General features: G+C 66.3%; 10 protein-coding genes. 6 read left to right on the plus strand and 4 right to left on the minus strand.

Annotation, left to right across the window (positions count from 1 at the left end; genetic code table 11):
* Positions 1 to 3: 3 nt before the first annotated feature.
* Both I6F37_RS13475 and nadA read right to left on the minus strand, forming a co-directional pair.
* Complete coding sequence (locus I6F37_RS13475) at positions 4 to 1,608, minus strand: L-aspartate oxidase (RefSeq protein ID WP_225151470.1); 1,605 nt, start codon at positions 1,606 to 1,608, stop codon at positions 4 to 6.
* A gap of 11 nt (positions 1,609 to 1,619) precedes the next feature.
* Complete coding sequence (gene nadA / locus I6F37_RS13480; RefSeq protein WP_225151472.1) at positions 1,620 to 2,726, minus strand: quinolinate synthase NadA; 1,107 nt, start codon at positions 2,724 to 2,726, stop codon at positions 1,620 to 1,622.
* 339 nt (positions 2,727 to 3,065) lie between these two features.
* On the opposite strand from nadA, the gene I6F37_RS13485 reads away from it, so the two are divergent.
* From I6F37_RS13485 to I6F37_RS13510, 6 genes are all read left to right on the plus strand, one after another.
* Entirely contained in the window at positions 3,066 to 4,319 is a 1,254-nt protein-coding gene (locus I6F37_RS13485) for an MFS transporter (RefSeq protein ID WP_057026913.1), read from the plus strand.
* 42 nt (positions 4,320 to 4,361) lie between these two features.
* On the plus strand, positions 4,362 to 5,348 hold the full coding sequence (locus tag I6F37_RS13490) for an MDR family oxidoreductase (protein ID WP_036003598.1): 987 nt from the start codon (positions 4,362 to 4,364) through the stop codon (positions 5,346 to 5,348).
* A gap of 114 nt (positions 5,349 to 5,462) precedes the next feature.
* Positions 5,463 to 6,050, plus strand: a complete 588-nt coding sequence (locus tag I6F37_RS13495; protein ID WP_036003601.1) for a hypothetical protein — start codon at positions 5,463 to 5,465, stop codon at positions 6,048 to 6,050.
* Positions 6,051 to 6,212: 162 nt separating this feature from the next.
* Positions 6,213 to 6,458, plus strand: a complete 246-nt coding sequence (locus tag I6F37_RS13500; RefSeq protein ID WP_036003604.1) for a hypothetical protein — start codon at positions 6,213 to 6,215, stop codon at positions 6,456 to 6,458.
* A 200-nt stretch (positions 6,459 to 6,658) separates the two neighbouring features.
* Complete coding sequence (locus I6F37_RS13505) at positions 6,659 to 8,395, plus strand: methyl-accepting chemotaxis protein (RefSeq protein WP_051056864.1); 1,737 nt, start codon at positions 6,659 to 6,661, stop codon at positions 8,393 to 8,395.
* A 257-nt stretch (positions 8,396 to 8,652) separates the two neighbouring features.
* Positions 8,653 to 10,341: a methyl-accepting chemotaxis protein gene (locus tag I6F37_RS13510; protein WP_036038279.1), complete on the plus strand. Its 1,689-nt coding sequence runs from the start codon at positions 8,653 to 8,655 to the stop codon at positions 10,339 to 10,341.
* Positions 10,342 to 10,412: 71 nt separating this feature from the next.
* Here I6F37_RS13510 and I6F37_RS13515 read toward each other — a convergent pair whose 3' ends face one another.
* The gene (locus tag I6F37_RS13515; protein ID WP_225151474.1) at positions 10,413 to 13,118 is read right to left on the minus strand and encodes a DUF2339 domain-containing protein; all 2,706 of its coding nucleotides are present in this window, start codon (positions 13,116 to 13,118) and stop codon (positions 10,413 to 10,415) included.
* A gap of 110 nt (positions 13,119 to 13,228) precedes the next feature.
* Positions 13,229 to 14,197, minus strand: coding sequence for an NAD regulator (locus tag I6F37_RS13520; RefSeq protein ID WP_225112591.1), 969 nt, complete (start codon positions 14,195 to 14,197; stop codon positions 13,229 to 13,231).
* Between the last annotated feature and the right edge of the window lie 15 nt (positions 14,198 to 14,212).

Below are 14,212 nucleotides of genomic sequence, written 5' to 3' on the forward strand. Positions count from 1 at the left end.
CCTTCAGGCGATCATGGATTGCGCAAGGCGTGGCCGCGGGCGCTCGTCGAGGCTCTCCGCGACCTCGCGCGCCGCGGCGAGCGTGGTCATCGTTCTCTGCGCCAGCGCTGGGTTTTCGGCCGGATGATCGGAACGGCAATGCGCACCGCGGCTTTCGCGCCGTGTCCAGGCCGCAGCGGCGACGAGCAGGGCCGAAATCGCCATGTTGCCGAGGACGCCGTGTCCGGCCTCGCGCTCGAGTCTGGCGAAATGGCGCACGGCTTGCGCAAGCCCATCACCGTCGCGGATCACGCCGACATGCGCGCTCATCATTGCGCGCAGCCGCTTCACCTCCGCAGCATCCGGCGTGCCGGCGCGTGGTGTCACCAAAGAGTCGGGAAGGCGTGCCGGCGGGGACACGGTGCGGCCGGCGATGTCATCGGCAATGCGGGCGGCATAGACGACGGCTTCGAGCAGGGAATTCGAGGCAAGCCGGTTGGCGCCATGCGCGCCCGTGGAGGAGACTTCTCCGGCGGCCCAGAGACCGTCGATCGAGCTGCGACCGCGCGCGTCCACCGCGATGCCGCCCATGTGGTAATGCGCGGCCGTCGCGATCGGAATCGGCTGCGCCGCGGGATCGATGCCGGCAGCGATGCAGCTCGCATGCACGGTCGGAAAACTCGTCGCGAAACGCGCGCCCAGCGCCTGTCGCGCATCGAGGAAGGCGCCGCGCCCGGCCGCGATCTCGGCGAACACGCCGCGGGCCACGATATCGCGCGGCGCGAGCTCCGCGAGCGGGTGGCGGGCGCTCATGAAGCGCTCGCCGTTGCCATTGATCAGCGTTGCACCTTCGCCGCGCAGGGCTTCGGTGGCGAGCGGTGCCGGGTCGCGGCCGACCATGATGGCGGTCGGGTGGAACTGCACGAATTCAGGATCGGCAATCACGGCGCCGGCGCGGGCGGCGATCGCAAGGCCCGAGCCGCTCGCTTCCGACGGGTTGGTGGTGACGGCGTAGAGATGGCCGAGCCCACCGGTCGCAAGCACGACCGCGCGCGAGGCGAGCACGAGCGGCCGTGCCGCGGGATTGCCGGCCTCGCGCAATTGAAGCCCGGTGACCGCGCCGTCCTCGGTCAGCAGTGCTTCGGCGACGAAGCCTTCCATCAGGCGGATCGAGGGCGTGCGGCGCGCGGCCTCGCTCAAGGCCGCGATGATCGCGGCGCCGGCGCCATCGCCGCGCACATGCACGATGCGACTCGCGGAATGCGCAGCTTCGCGTCCGACCGCAAGCCTGCCGTCGAGATCGCGGTCGAACGGCACGCCATAGGCGAGAAGATCGTGGATGCGCGGCGCAGCCTCCCGCGCAATGCCGAGCGCAACGGCTTCGTCGACGAGGCCGCCGCCGACCGCGACGGTATCGGCAGCGTGTGCCTCCGGCGTATCGCCTTCGGCGACGGCCGCCGCTATGCCGCCTTGCGCCCATGCCGAGGACGCGCCGCGCCCGAGCGGTGCCGCCGAGATCAAGGTCACCGGCCGCGGCGCGAGCTTCAGCGCGCAGAACAGTCCGGCAAGACCGCCGCCAATGATGACGACGTCGTCGGTGCTGGCGGGGTCGTGGATGTCGTATTGCATGTTGCTCGCCCTCAATTGCTCAGATTGATCATGCGCTGGACCGAGCGCCGCGCGCGTTCCGCGAGCGCGGGGTCGATCGTCACCTCCTCGCCAAGCGTCAGCAGGCTTTCCAGGATGTTGGCGAGCGTGATGCGCTTCATGTGCGGGCAGAGATTGCAGGGGCGAAGCATCTCCACGTCGGGCAGCTCGGCCCGGACATTGTCGGCCATCGAGCATTCCGTGATCATGACGAGCCGCCGCGGCCGCTTCGCGCGTACCCAGTTGATCATGTGCGCGGTCGAACCGGTGAAGTCGGCTTCCGCCAGCACGTCCGGCGGGCATTCCGGATGCGCGATGATCTGCACGGACGGATCGGCTTCGCGAAAGCTCCGCAGCTCCTCGCCCGTGAATCGCTCGTGCACCTCGCAGGCGCCCTTCCAGGCGATGATCTTCACGTCGGTCTTCGACGCCACGTAAGTGGCGAGGTATCGGTCGGGCAGGAAGATCACGGTCGGGGCGTTCAGGCTCTCGACCACCTGCACCGCGTTCGAGGACGTGCAGCAGATGTCGACCTCGGCCTTCACCTCCGCCGAGGTGTTGACGTAGGCGACAACAGGCACGCCGGGGAACTTCTCCCGCAGCAGCCGCACGTCCGCACCGGTGATGCTGGCGGCGAGCGAGCAGCCCGCACGCGAATCCGGGATCAAGACGGTCTTGTCCGGATTGAGCAGCTTCGAGGTCTCCGCCATGAAGTGCACGCCGCATTGGACGATGATGCCGGCCTTCACCTTGGTGGCTTCGACCGCGAGCTGGAGCGAGTCGCCGCCGATATCGGCGACGCAGTGAAAGATCTCCGGAGCCTGGTAGTTGTGGGCGAGGATGACCGCGCCCCGCGCGCGCTTGAGCTCGTTGATTGCGTGAATCGTCGGGGCCATCAGCGGCCATTCGATCGGCGGGATCACGTGCTTGACGCGGTCATAGAGCGGCGCGGTGGCGCGTTCGACCGCCGGCGACCATTCCAGGGACGGCATCGGCCATGTCAGTCCCGGAGGCACCGGGACGGGGCGCGGGGAGACGGTGGGTTGGCCTTGCGGCCGGTTGGCAAAGTCGTCGGGACCGTAAATTGCAGTGATCGGCATTGAAGCCTCCCAAGTGTGGCCATTATGCGTGGCATTATGCTCAGTTTGAGAATATAATGGGCCCGAGAAAACCGGCCGAGCAGGCCGGACAGAAGCCATATATACTCAATATGAGTAAATCAGGGATAGCACGCACGCGCGAGTATCGCTAGGGCCTGCCGCACACATTCCCGTCACCGCGCACCTGTCAGGCGAGGTCGGATTGAAACGCAATGCTCCCGCGTCAGCTCTTCGTGGAATGCAATCGTTTTTGCCTTGGGATTTTCATGCATATGCATTAAACGGGCTGTCCCGCGGCTGCTGATTTGCGGCTCCGCCAAGGACAAGACGAGGACAACCATGTCGACACAGATCGGCGAGCTCGCTCCGGCCTCGCGTTCCTCCAACTGGCGTACCCCGGCCGTCATCATCCTCTGTGGTTGTGCCATCGGCATGCTCGGTTTCGGTCCGCGCTCGGCGCTCGGCTTCTTCGTGCAGCCGATGAGTCACGAATTCAGCTGGGGCCGTGACGTGTTCGGCCTCGCCATCGCCGTGCAGAATCTGTTGTGGGGACTGGGCCAGCCGTTCGCCGGTGCGGTCGCGGATCGCTTCGGCCTGTTCCGGGTGATGTGCGTCGGCGCGCTGCTCTATGCCGGCGGCCTGCTCTTGATGCGCTATTCCTCGACGCCGCTGTCGCTCAACATCGGCGCCGGGGTGATGATCGGCTTTGGCCTCGCCGGCTGTTCGTTCAATCTGGTTCTGTCGGCCTTCACCAAGCTCTTGCCCGCGGAGAAGCGCGGCATCGCGCTCGGCGCCGGCACGGCGGCGGGTTCGTTCGGGCAGTTCCTGTTCGCACCGATCGGCGTTGCCTTGATCGACAATTTCGGCTGGCAGCAGGCGCTCTCCGTGTTCGGCTTCCTGATGCTGCTGATCATCCCGCTGTCGCTGGCGCTCTCGACGCCGCCGGTGACAAGCGTGAACAGCGCAACGCCCGCGGATGACCAGACCATCACCAAGGCGCTTGCCGAAGCTTTCGGTCATCGCTCCTACGTGCTCCTGGTGCTGGGCTTCTTCACCTGCGGCTTTCAGCTCGCCTTCATCACCGTGCATCTGCCGGCGTTCCTGGTCGATCGCGGTATCACCGCACAAACCGGCGGCTGGGTGATCGCGGCGATCGGCCTGTTCAACATCATCGGATCGCTCAGCGTGGGGTATCTCCAGAACTACCTTCCCAAGCGCTACATCCTCTCGGCCATCTACTTCACGCGCGCGCTGGCGATCCTCGCTTTCATCTCGTTCCCGATCACGCCGTTCTCGGCGATCGCGTTCGGTGCAATCTCCGGCCTGACCTGGCTGTCGACGGTGCCGCCGACCTCGGCGCTGGTGGCGCTGATGTTCGGAACGCGCTGGCTCGCGACGCTCTACGGCTTTGCCTTCGTCAGCCATCAGGTAGGTGGCTTCCTCGGCGTCTGGCTCGGGGGCATCGTGTTCGAAAAGTTCGGGTCCTACACGCCGATCTGGTGGCTCTCGATCCTGTTCGGCGTGCTCTCGGCGCTGATCAATCTTCCAATCGTCGAGAAACCGGTCCAGCGGGTGGTTGCGCAGCCGGCCTGATCAGCTAAACATCCCCGACAAACAAAGTCAGGGAGTTCAGTCGTGGCCACATTCAAGGCTGTCAGGATCGACAAGGCGGACAAGGGCACCACCGCGCAGCTCGCGCAGTTCGACGAAACCGAGCTGATGGAGGGCGACGTCACCGTCCGTGTCGAATGGTCGACGCTGAACTACAAGGACGGCCTTGCGCTCACCGGCAAGGCGCCGGTGGTGCGCCGCTTCCCGATGATCGCCGGCATCGATTTCGCCGGCACGGTCGAAGCCTCCTCGCATCCACAGTGGAAGGCGGGCGACAAGGTCGTCTGCACCGGCTGGGGCATGGGCGAGACCCATCTCGGCGCCTATGCCGAGAAGGCGCGGGTGAAGGGCGACTGGCTGGTCGCTCTTCCGCAAGGGCTATCGGCGCGCGACGCCATGGCGATCGGCACCGCCGGCTTCACCGCGATGCTCTCGGTGCTGGCGCTGGAGAAGCACGGCATCTCGCCGAAGAGCGGCCCGGTCGTGGTGACGGGCGCTGCCGGCGGCGTCGGCTCGGTCGCGATCGCCGTGCTCTCGAAGCTCGGCTACCACGTCATCGCTTCGACCGGGCGGGCCTCCGAGGCCGACTACCTGAAGCAGCTGGGGGCTGCCGAGATCATCGACCGCAACGAATTGTCGGCGCCGGCAAAACCCCTCGCCAAGGAGCGCTGGGCCGGCGGCGTCGACAGCGTCGGCTCGACCACCCTCGCCAACCTGCTTTCGATGACGAAATATGGCGGCGCGATCGCGGCCTGCGGCCTGGCCGCCGGCATGGACCTGCCGTCCTCGGTGGCGCCGTTTATTTTGCGCGGAGTGTGCCTTCTCGGCATCGATTCGGTGATGTGCCCAATCGAGCCCCGGAAGGCCGCCTGGCAGCGCTTGGCCTCCGACCTGGACCGAACAAAACTCTCTGAAATTACTGAGGAAATTTCGCTCGACGAGATTCAGGGCTGGGGCGCGAAAATCCTCGCCGGCCAGGTTCGCGGCCGCGTCGTGGTAAAAATTGTCTGACGGCGTTCAGACTTTACCAACCAAGCTGCTTCAATCTCGCCATGGTTCGTATGGTAAGCAGCGGGTAAAGAGATAAAGGCATCGCCCGCTGCGGGGGTTGGTTCGGAGTTGAGCATGCTTGCGCGTATTGTGTTGGGGGCTGTCACGGCGGCAGCGACGTTTGCGCCGGCCATCGCTGGAAGCATGAACGCCGACGAGGCGCGCCGCTTCGTGGCCGGCAAGGTGTTCGCCTTCACCTGTTTCGACGGCACCCGCGGTGCAGGCCGCATCCTCGACGATCTCGGCGCCGCCGGTGCGGTGCAATTCTCGGGCTCGGGCCCGGTCAAGCACCTCCGACTTCCCGGCAATACGCTCCAGATCCGCGGCCAGAATGTTTGCGCCTCGATCAAGGGCATTCCGTTCGAGCCCTGTTTCAACCTCGAAAAGACCGACGATCGCAGCTTCCGCGGCTCGGTGTCCGGCATGGGCTTCGCCTATTGCGACTTCCGTCACCAGGGCGGCAACCAAATGCTGATGGCGCGCGCTGCAGCGCGGCCGCGCTCGCTGCACAAGCCGGAGCACACCGGCACGGTTGCCGCGTCGAACACCGAGGTTGCCGCGCGCGTCGAGACGCCGCGTGTCGAGGGCAGCCGGCTCGAGCCGGTGAAGTCCGAGCCGGCGAAGAACGAGGGACCGCTGGAGCTGCGCCGCTCCACGCAGTGAGCTCGCCTGCGCGAGACAACCCGCGCCATTGATCGTCGAAGGCATCATCGAACATCAAGCCGCCTGCGCCGTAGTCATACGGACGGCGGCTTTCATGCCTTGGTAGCTGTTCGGGCCGCAGTTTGCGCGCGCCGGGGGGCGGTCCCACGCAAGGGTTCAACCATGTCGCTCTATTTCTTCCGCATCAGCACCGGCCGTTATTCCGGCGCCGCCGACCTGCCGTACGAGTTCGAGGATCGCGCAGCCGCCTGGACCGAGATGACCGAGGTGTGCGCCAATCTGCTCAGCGGCATCGCGCGCGGCCTGAAGCCGAACGCCGAGTGGTGCATGGAGCTGCTCGATGAGGACAAGCAGCCGGTCTTTCGAATCAGCCTCGTCGGCGAGGCCATCGGATGTAAAGCGTCCTAGCTCCGACTTGAAGCTGCAATTTACAACTATGACGGGATCATTTCCTTTCGCGCTCAATCATTTAGCGTGCAAAGTCAGTATTTCTGCGAGGGATTTCGTTAACCAAATCGGAATGTGAGAAGCTCATTTTTTGGGCAATGGCGCAGTCAGGGGAAGCCGACAATGACTCGGCTGCGCGTTCCTTCGGGGGAAGCATGCCCATGTTGAGCCTAGTTCAGAATCTGAGGATCGGGACCAAGCTGGCGATTGCGTCGGCGCTCGGTGTGCTCCTGGTTGGGGCCATGATTGCAAGCCAGATGCTCGGCAATGCGGGAATTCGCGAGAGCAGCCAGAGCGCGCTTGCGCAGCAGCAGATCGCGCGCGACGCAGTCAAGGCCGAGGCTGCGGTTCGCGGCATGCAGCTCGCGGTACGAGACCTTCGTCTTGCCAATAGCCCGGCTGACATTCAGAAGGCCGTCCAGAACCTGGGCGACCAGCAAAAATCGACGAATGCGCTGGTCGATGGAATGCTGAAGCTTTCTCACGAGGCGGAGAACCGCGCTCGGATGGAGAAACTGAGATCGCTGGCTGCGAATTACGAAAAGGCCGCGCAGCAGATCGCCGGCGTGCGCGGCGAAGCCCTGGCCGCCAGCGGTGCAGACGGAGCGGCCCGCGCTGCGAAGCTCAATGAAGACGTCGTTCGCATCGCACGCGAGGTGACCCTGCCGATTGCCGGCGAGCTCGACGTGCTGATCAGCCAGATCGCCGACTACGCAAGGCACAAATCCGAGGAGAAGAATGCCGCGGCCGCGGCACAAATGAGATCGAGCGAGCAGCTTGCGATCCTGGTCGGCGCACTCGCCATGCTCGTCCTCGTCGGCTCCTGGCTGATGTCGTTCCTGACCATCGCGCGGCCGATCCGTGCGCTCACGGTCGCCATGGACAAGCTCGCCGGCGGCGATTTCTCCGTGGTTCTGCCCGGTCTCGGCCGCAAGGACGAGGTCGGCGGCGTCGCGGCGGCCGTTGAAAAGTTCAAGGTCGTGTCGGAGCAGAAGGCGCGCGAGGACGCCGAAGCCAAGATCAGGCAGGACCAGATTGCGTCCGCGCAGCGCAAGGCCGAGATGCACAAGCTGGCTGACAGCTTTGAAGCCGCGATCGGTGAGATCGTCGATACCGTGTCCTCGGCCGCGACCGAGCTGGAAGCTTCCGCCTCGACGCTGACCGCGACCGCGGCGCGCGGCCAGGAGCTCACGACCATGGTTGCTGCCGCTTCCGAGGAAGCGTCCACCAACGTGCAGTCGGTCGCGTCGGCGACCGAAGAGCTGTCGTCGTCGATCACCGAGATCAGCCGGCAGGTGCAGGAATCCGCCCGCGTCGCCGGCGATGCGGTGAACCAGGCTCGCACCACGACCGATCGCGTCGGGGAGCTCTCCGCTGCTGCGGCGCGGATCGGCGACGTGGTCGAGCTGATCAACACCATCGCCGGCCAGACCAATCTCCTGGCGCTCAATGCAACCATCGAGGCCGCGCGCGCCGGCGAGGCAGGCCGCGGCTTTGCCGTCGTCGCTTCGGAGGTCAAGGCGCTTGCCGAGCAGACGGCGAAGGCGACCGGCGAAATCGGCCAGCAGATCGCCGGCATCCAGACCGCCACCGAGCATTCGGTCGGCGCGATCAAGGACATCAGCCACACCATCGAGAAGCTGTCGGAGATCTCCTCGACCATCGCAGCCGCGGTGGAAGAGCAGGGGGCCGCAACGCAGGAGATCTCCCGCAACGTGCAGCAGGCGGCGACGGGCACCCATCAGGTGTCGTCCAACATCACCGACGTGCAGCGCGGCGCGAGTGAGACCGGTTCGGCATCCTCGCAGGTGTTGGGCGCCGCGCAATCGCTGTCCGGCGACAGCAACCGGCTGAAGCTCGAAGTCGGAAAGTTCCTCGATACCGTGCGCGCGGCCTGACACGTGCCTTTTCGCGAGCGTCCGCATCGTAACGGCCGGTGCGGCTGCAACAGAGAGTTGCAGAGAAACCACGATCGCTGCGCACGAGCCGTATTTTTACGTAGCCTCCTGTTAACGCCTGTTTGCGATTATTGGCGCAATCCTTCGGGAAAAGAACCAGCCAGCATTGTTGAACTGACCTTCGCCCGGGTCGTCCGTCGTGACGTCTGTGGCGCAGGCGATGTGCGCGTTGCAGGGTAATCATCGGGATTGTCGTGATGTCGAAGTTGTCGATCGTCTTCAAGCTGCTGACCGTGCTGTCGGTCCTCGTGCTCTCGCTCGCCGGCGTCGGCGTGATGGCGATCGGCACGATGCAGAACATCAACGCCCATACGGTCGAGATCGCGCAGGGCTGGTTGCCGAGCGTGCGTGCGCTCGGCTCGATGCGTGCTGACATCAACGAGCTCCGCGTCGCGCTGCGTCTGCACCTGATGCAGGATACTGCCGAAGGCAAGGAGGCTGCCGAGAAGCGCCTGGCAGGTTTGCGCGAACGGATCGAGAAGACCCGCAAGATCTACGAGCCGCTGATCACGCGCGCAGAGGAGCGCTCGCTCTACGAGCAATGGACCAAGGCCTGGGCCGAGTACCTGAACGGCGTGCAGGATGTAATGGCGCTGTCGCGCAAGAGTGTCGGCCGCTTCCCGACCGATGCCAACGAGATGTTGCAGACCAAGGTCGCGAAGATGGCTCAGGCCGCCGATCCGCTGCTCCAGAAGGGCATCGAAATGAACAATCAGGGCGCCGAGCTGGAGACGAAGCAGGCCGCCGACAGCTACGCTACGATCTTCCGTGTGCTGGTCGGGATCATCGTGGCCTCCGTCGTGATCGCGATCGGCGCCGCCTACTATCTCGTGCGCGACGTCTCGCGTGGCATCGCTTCGATCATCCGCCCGATGCAGTCGCTCGGCGAGGGCGACCTTGCGGTGGAGGTGCCGCATCGCGGCGAGAAGACCGAGATCGGCTCGATGGCGGATGCGCTCCAGATCTTCAAGGAGGCGCTGATCGCCAAGAAGGCGGCCGACGCTGCGGCGGCGCGCGACGCCGAGGCCAAGATCGAACGCGGCCGACGTGTCGATGCCATCACCCGCAATTTCGAGGTCATGATTGGGGAGGTCGTCGAGACCGTGTCGTCGGCCTCGACCGAGCTCGAGGCCTCCGCGGCGACGCTGAGCGGCACCGCGCAGCGCGGCCAGGAGCTCGCAACCGTCGTTGCGGCGGCGTCGGAAGAAGCTTCCACCAACGTCCAGGCGGTGGCCTCGGCCTCCGAGGAGCTGTCGTCCTCTATCACCGAGATCAGCCGCCGCGTGCAGGATTCGGCGCGGATGGCAGCGGAAGCGGTCGAGCAGGCGGCGCGGACCAACGAGCGCGTCAACGCGCTGTCGCAGGCGGCCGCCCGCATCGGCGACGTCGTCGAGCTCATCAACACCATCGCGGGCCAGACCAACCTGCTGGCGCTGAACGCGACCATCGAGGCGGCGCGCGCGGGCGAAGCCGGCCGCGGCTTTGCCGTCGTCGCCTCCGAGGTCAAGGCACTGGCCGAGCAGACCGCGAAAGCGACCGGCGAAATCGGGGCGCAGGTCTCGGGCATCCAGGCGGCGACGCAAGAATCCGTCAACGCCATCCAGGAGATCGGCGGCACCATCGAGCGGCTGTCGGAGGTGTCCGCGGCGATCGCCGCCGCCGTCGAGGAGCAGGGCGCGGCCACGCAGGAGATTTCGCGCAACGTTCAGCAGGCCTCGCTCGGCACGCAGGAAGTGTCGTCCAACATCACCAACGTGCAGCGCGGTGCGATCGAGACCGGCTCGGCCTCGAGTGAAGTGCTGTCGGCGGCGAAGTCGCTGGCGACCGACAGCACCCGCCTGAAGGTCGAGGTCGCGCAGTTCCTGGAATCGGTCCGCGCGGCGTAGAGGCACCCCGCTCGATCGTTGTTGACCTCTCCCCGCTGTGGAGAGGTGGAGTGCCCGCCTGACGATCCAGTCTAGCTGCCCGTCTGCGGCGCAGCCGGCGTCGGTGCGATCTGCCGCCGGAACAGGATACGCTGGTAGAGCCAGCCGATCGCGACCAGCACGACGCCGAGGCACATGAACGAGAGCGCCCGATAGACGCCGGTCAGCGTCCACACGTCGACGGCGAAGGCCTTGAAGATCGTCAGCGCGATGACGGCGGCGGACGCCAGCCGCGCACGCTCCGAATTGACCAGGATGCCGACGCCGAGCAGCGCCACGCCAAAAGCGAGCCAGCCGATCGAATAGGTATATTGCTCGGCGCTCGTGGTGCCACCGTAGAGCAGGACCGGGCCGTGATAGAAGCGGCGGATCTCCAGCGTCACATAGGTGAGCGCGAACACCAGGGCGCCACCCGCAATCGTGTTTGCATATGCGACACTGCGGTGTCCCGCCACTGCGTAGGAGAGCAGCAGCATCAGCACGGCCGGCAACGCATAGCCGAGCAGCAGCAGATTGAACACGAGGCTGCCGACATTGACGCTGGAGAGCAGCATCGGGTTCTCCAGGATCAGGAGGCCAAACACGCTGATGAGGCCGGCGATCGCCGTCAGCACGACCGCGCCGACATTGTGCACGATGCTGTGGCTGCGCAGCCGCAGGCGCTCCAGGCCGATTGCCATGGCTAGCATGACACAGACTTGCAGCGCGAACTCGAGCAGCGAGGGCGGCGAGGTCATGCGGCCGCCGGTCGCAAAGTGCCGGATCTCCATGAAGGCGAGCAGCGCGGTGAACAGGATCGCCGCCGTCTCGACCACGCGCAGCGGCGGATCGTCGGCGCGGCGGCGCAGGAAGATGCTCGCGCCCCAGAACGAGGCGGCCGGCAGGCCATAGCCCCACAACAGCCAGTTGAAGATCGGCGTGGTGCCGACGGCATCGCCGACGATGCTCGGATCATAGACGATGCGCGCGGTGACGATCGCAGCGAAGACGGCAGCCAGCCGGCGCAGCACCGGAATCGGCCGCTGCAACGAGATCCAGGCGGTGCCGAGTGACATCAGCGCGAGCGCAATGGTGAGCCAGCCCTTCTCCAGGGCGAAGGTCAGCGCCAGCGCCAGCGCGCCGAGCGTACCGGTCGCGAACAGCGCGACCGAGGTTGCAACGCCGGGCCGTTCTTCGCGGCGCATCAGCGCTTCGGTCGCAGCGCCAAAGGCCGCAGCGAGCAGCACGGCGAGGATCGCAAACGGGATCGAGCGGTCGAGATGGGCAATGCGCGCATAGAGCGCAACCAGGATGGCGATCGGCGTCGCGACGCCCGCCGCCGACCACACCACGGGAATGATCACCGAGTTCGAGCGGCCTTGCGCGAAAAAGCCCGTGACGCCGAAACCGGCGGCGAAGATCGCGGCCGTCACCAGATGCAGCGTCACCGCGCTATCAATCGCGACCGGGCCGACGCCGGGCATCGGGCCGCCCGGCAGCACCAGCATATCGGGGTTGGCGCGCACCGCCCATTCGGCGAACACGATGAACACGGCCGCCGCGGCCGCGCCCAGCGCGCCGGTCGCCGCCGGTGCGCGCCAGGCGACGAACAGCGTGCCGCCGACGAGGAGCGTGAAGGCGATCAGCGCGAGATCCGCATGCGCGCTCGACAGCACGACCAGCATCGCGCCGAACAAATAGGCGCCGAGCGCGCCCGATGAGACCGGCTCGATCTCGCCGTCCTCCATGCTGGGTCCGAACATGAAGCCGCAGACGACGAGCAGTGCGGCGAGCACGAAGCCGGCGATGGCATGGAAGGCGTGCGGCGCGACCTGTACCTGTTCGGTATCGAGACCCGGGAAGATCCAGAGCACCGCGAAGGCAATGGTCGTGACCGCAAGCCAACGCCATAGCCTGATGCGGGCGAGCCCGAAACTCGCGGCCGTCACGACCGCAAGATAGATGTAGAGCGCCCAATAATCCGGCTTGCCGGAGGAGACGAGGATCGGCGTCACGAAGGCGCCGACGACGCCGAGGCCGGCGAGCGCGGGGCCGTGCAGGAGAGCTGCGGCCAGCGTGCCCATCGCAACGATGCCGAGCAGCACGAAGGCTGTCGCAGGCACGAGGAAGTCGTAGAGCGCGTACGCCGCGTAGATGGTCGCGAACGCCACCGCCGTGCCGGCCGCGGTGAGGATCGCGGGAATGTTGGCGATAGGCAGCGCCGCGATGCTCGAGATGCTCTCCTTGCGCCGCGTCCATTCGCCGGCGCCAAGCAGCGCAGCGGCGAACAGGCCGCCGAGGAACACGCGCACGCCGGGGCCGAGCAGACCGGCCTCGATCGAATAGCGCACCATGAAGAAGCCGCCGAGCGCGAGCGCAAGCCCGCCGATCCACACCACCCAGCGGGTGCCGAGCCGCTCCTCGAAGCCGGGTGCTGCCTCCGGCACCGGAGGGGGCGCAGCGGCGCCCGTGCCCGGCTCGAGCGGGGGCGGCGAAATCTCTTCCGTGACGAGCGGAGGCGGCGTCGTTTCGGCTTCCGGGGCCAGCGGCGGCGGCTCTGCGGCTGCAGTCGTGGCGGGGGCTTCGGCCTGCGCCGGCATCAGCGGGGGCGGCTGCACCGGCCGCTGCGCGTAAAGCATCTCTTCGAGCGACCTGATCCGGCGGCGCAACTCGGTCGCCTGGCTGGACGCCTTGATCGCGATCAGGAAGGAGATGATCGCAATGATCAGCGCAAAGACGTCAAACGGGCCGTCGAGCATGAAGCCTCCAGGCAATCGGCGGGCAGGGGCCGATACCACTGATATCAGGAACTTAATTTCTTGAGCATGATCTTACCGGAAAACCGCAACGCACTTTTCCGGATCATGCTCTAGCGCCGGGAGCGAACGCGCAAGCCCGGCGCGGGCCGCTCCTGGAGCACCTCGCGGCGGAAGCGGTAGAGCGCTGCCGGCCGTCCGCCCGTCTGTGTCGACATCACCCCGGTCGGTTCGACCAGGGCTTCCATCTCGACCAGGCGGCGGAAATTCTGCTTGTGCAGGTGCCGGCCGGAGATCGCCTCCACCGTGTGCTGCAGTTCAGTGAGTGTGAATTCGGTCGGCAAAAGTTCAAAGACCACAGGACGATACTTCAGCTTTGCGCGCAGCCGCGCGATTGCCGTGGCGAGAATCCGGCGGTGGTCGAACCGCATCGAGGTCCCGAGCGGGGGAAGCGTCTTGCGCGCCAATGCCGCAGGACGGCCATCGCGGCGGGCCTCCTCGATCAGCCCGGCCTCGTAGAGCAACTCGTAGCGGTCGAGCACGCGCTCCTCGTCCCAGGGTGCGCCGTCGAGACCGAAATAGAACCGCACGCGATCCTTCCGCGGCAGTGCGCGAATCGTCTCCGCCGTCTCCTCCTCGGCCCATTCGGTCAGCGCAGGGATGATGTCGCGGGCGATGATCGCCGGCGGCTGGTCGCGCCAGTCTTCCCAGGGGAAGAAGCGATACCAGGGCGCGAAGCTCGCCGCGTTTGTCGCGAGCTCGCCGCCCGCCGGGCGCGTCAGCGCGAGATAGCCGATCGAAACGATGTGGGCGCCGGTGTCGCCGGCCTCGGCATGACGGCCGCGATCGCCGAACGTGTAAAGCTGCTCGACGTAGCCGAGCCGCAGCCCCGCCTGTTGCTCGACCCAAGCGCGCAGGCCGATCTCGAATGTGCGATGGCTCACCGCGTCGAACGGGCCGAACGGCAGGCCGGCAAGCCCGTCGCTGCTATGCGCAGTGAGGATCAACGGCTCGTGGTTCTCGATCGCGACGATAGCGGCGGTGAGGCCGATTTCGATTGGCGTCAGCTGCGTGTCGCTCATGTGGTGACGATCGCA

Source organism: Bradyrhizobium sp. NBAIM08, assembly GCF_020193935.1.
Classification (GTDB): Bacteria; Pseudomonadota; Alphaproteobacteria; order Rhizobiales; family Xanthobacteraceae; genus Bradyrhizobium; species Bradyrhizobium yuanmingense.

Coding starts and splice junctions, on each gene's coding strand:
- I6F37_RS13475 (WP_225151470.1), bottom strand. CDS start 1,608: ATGCAATACGACATCCACGACCCCGCCAGCACCGACGACGTCGTCATC.
- nadA (WP_225151472.1), bottom strand. CDS start 2,726: ATGCCGATCACTGCAATTTACGGTCCCGACGACTTTGCCAACCGGCCG.
- I6F37_RS13485 (WP_057026913.1), top strand. CDS start 3,066: ATGTCGACACAGATCGGCGAGCTCGCTCCGGCCTCGCGTTCCTCCAAC.
- I6F37_RS13495 (WP_036003601.1), top strand. CDS start 5,463: ATGCTTGCGCGTATTGTGTTGGGGGCTGTCACGGCGGCAGCGACGTTT.
- I6F37_RS13500 (WP_036003604.1), top strand. CDS start 6,213: ATGTCGCTCTATTTCTTCCGCATCAGCACCGGCCGTTATTCCGGCGCC.
- I6F37_RS13505 (WP_051056864.1), top strand. CDS start 6,659: ATGTTGAGCCTAGTTCAGAATCTGAGGATCGGGACCAAGCTGGCGATT.
- I6F37_RS13510 (WP_036038279.1), top strand. CDS start 8,653: ATGTCGAAGTTGTCGATCGTCTTCAAGCTGCTGACCGTGCTGTCGGTC.
- I6F37_RS13515 (WP_225151474.1), bottom strand. CDS start 13,118: ATGCTCGACGGCCCGTTTGACGTCTTTGCGCTGATCATTGCGATCATC.
- I6F37_RS13520 (WP_225112591.1), bottom strand. CDS start 14,197: ATGAGCGACACGCAGCTGACGCCAATCGAAATCGGCCTCACCGCCGCT.